Below are 2,585 nucleotides of genomic sequence, written 5' to 3' on the forward strand. Positions count from 1 at the left end.
CGCGTCGCCAAGCAGGCCGACTTCAACGGCACCAAGCTGCTGGACGGCTCGTTCACCAGCCAGCTGTTCCAGGTCGGTGCCAACGCCTCGCAGGCCATCGCCATCGACAAGGTCGTCGATGCGCAGGCCGATGCACTGGGCGGCGCGATGTTCGCCACCGCCACGTTCACCACGGCGACGCCCGCCAACGGCACCACCGACCTTAAGATCGAAGGTCTGCAGCTGACCAACGCCGACGGCACCGCCGTCACCATCGACACCGTCGAAGTCGCCGCGCAGGGCTCTGCGACCGGCACGCGTGACGCCGCCGCCACCGCGCTGGTCGGCGCGATCAACGCCAAGATCGGCGAGACCGGTGTGCTGGCCGAGCTGGGTGCCAACGGCGCCGTCAACCTGACCTCGGTCAAGGACAGCGTGGATTCGGATGGCGACTTCCTGGGCATCGCCGTGGAAACCGGCACCTGGACCGGCGGTACCGCTCCGGCCGACGTGGCCGCCAGCACCGTCGCGACGACCAAGCAGTACGCCAGCAACCTGGACATCTCGACCTTCAAGGGCGCGCAGCAGGCCCTGGAAATCGTCGACAAGGCGCTGACCGCCGTCAACAGCGCGCGCGCCGACCTGGGTGCGGTGCAGAACCGCTTCACCTCGGTGGTCGCCAACCTGCAGACCAGCTCGGAAAACCTGGCCGCCTCGCGCAGCCGCATCCGCGACACCGACTTCGCCAAGGAAACCGCCGAACTGACCCGCACCCAGATCCTGCAGCAGGCCGGTACGGCCATGCTGGCCCAGGCCAACCAGGTGCCGCAGAACGTGCTCAGCCTGCTCCGCTAACGCGGTGAAGCGCCGGAACGGGTGGTCTTCATCGCCACCCTTTCCGGCCCGGGCTTCTCCCCTTCGTAATCCCGCCTAGAGGAAACTTCCATGGCACAGGTCATCAACACCAACACCATCTCGCTGAATGCGCAGCGCAATCTGAGCAGCAGCGGGGCTTCACTGGCCACCACCATCCAGCGTCTTTCGTCCGGCCTGCGCATCAACAGCGCCAAGGACGACGCCGCCGGTCTGGCCATCTCCGAACGCTTCAGCACCCAGATCCGTGGCCTGGACGTTGCCGTGCGCAACGCCAACGACGGCATCTCGCTGGCCCAGGTCGCCGAAGGTTCGCTGACCGAAATCGGCAACAACCTGCAGCGCATCCGTGAGCTGTCGGTGCAGTCGGCCAACGCGACCAACTCCTCGTCCGACCGCGCCGCGCTGAATGCCGAAGTCAAGCAGCTGACCTCCGAAATCGACCGCGTCGCCAAGCAGGCCGATTTCAACGGCACCAAGCTGCTGGACGGTTCGTTCACCAGCCAGCTGTTCCAGGTCGGCGCCAACGCATCGCAGGCCATCGCCATCGACAAGGTCGTCGATGCGCAGGCCGATGCACTGGGCAACGTGAAGTTCGCCGCCGACGTCACCAGCGCGGCCATCGCCGATGCCGCCGCCGACGGCAGCATCGCCGACCTGACCATCAACGGTGTGACCATCGCGGACGTCGAGTACACGAACGGCACGAGCGGTGAGGACATCGCCAAGGGCCTGGCCGCTGCCATCAACGCCAAGCTGGGCGAGACCGGCGTGTACGCCTCGGTCGACGCCGACCAGGTCACCCTGACCTCGGTCAAGGCCGACACCGACCTGGTCGTGGGCGGCACGGTCACCGGCTCGGGCCTGACGGCCGCGACCACGGCGGCCACGGCCGGCACCGCGCAGTTCGCCAAGGACCTGGACATCACCACGTTCGAAGGCGCGCAGAAGGCCCTGGAAATCGTCGACGCTGCCCTGACCTCGGTCAACAGCGCGCGCGCCGACCTGGGTGCGGTGCAGAACCGCTTCACCTCGGTGGTCGCCAACCTGCAGACCAGCTCGGAAAACCTGGCCGCCTCGCGCAGCCGCATCCGCGACACCGACTTCGCCAAGGAAACCGCCGAACTGACCCGCACCCAGATCCTGCAGCAGGCCGGTACGGCCATGCTGGCCCAGGCCAATCAGGTGCCCCAGAACGTGCTCAGCCTGCTCCGCTAACGCGGTGAAGCGCCGGAACGGGTGGTCTTCATCGCCACCCTTTCCGGCCCGGGCTTCTCCCCTTCGTAATCCCGCCTAGAGGAAACTTCCATGGCACAGGTCATCAACACCAACACCATCTCGCTGAATGCGCAGCGCAATCTGAGCAGCAGCGGGGCTTCACTGGCCACCACCATCCAGCGTCTTTCGTCCGGCCTGCGCATCAACAGTGCCAAGGACGACGCCGCCGGTCTGGCCATCTCCGAACGATTCAGCACCCAGATCCGTGGCCTGGACGTTGCCGTGCGCAACGCCAACGACGGCATCTCGCTGGCCCAGGTCGCCGAAGGTTCGCTGACCGAAATCGGCAACAACCTGCAGCGCATCCGTGAGCTGTCGGTGCAGTCGGCCAACGCGACCAACTCCTCGTCCGACCGCGCCGCGCTGAACGCCGAAGTCAAGCAGCTGACCTCCGAAATCGACCGCGTCGCCAAGCAGGCCGACTTCAACGGCACCAAGCTGCTGGACGGCTCGTT

General features: G+C 66.6%; 2 protein-coding genes and 1 pseudogene. All 3 read left to right on the top strand.

Going from position 1 to position 2,585, the window contains the following annotated elements; genetic code table 11:
* Positions 1-834 (top strand): flagellin (locus WBN46_RS18980; protein ID WP_337732948.1); only part of this gene is annotated, 834 nt, incomplete at its 5' end.
* 90 nt (positions 835-924) lie between these two features.
* The gene (locus WBN46_RS18985) at positions 925-2,070 is read left to right on the top strand and encodes a flagellin (RefSeq protein WP_142124887.1); all 1,146 of its coding nucleotides are present in this window, start codon (positions 925-927) and stop codon (positions 2,068-2,070) included.
* A 90-nt stretch (positions 2,071-2,160) separates the two neighbouring features.
* Positions 2,161-2,585, top strand: a pseudogene (locus tag WBN46_RS18990) (flagellin); the annotation flags it as partial.

This window comes from Pseudoxanthomonas sp. CCNWLW251, assembly GCF_037402255.1.
GTDB lineage: Bacteria > Pseudomonadota > Gammaproteobacteria > Xanthomonadales > Xanthomonadaceae > Pseudoxanthomonas_A.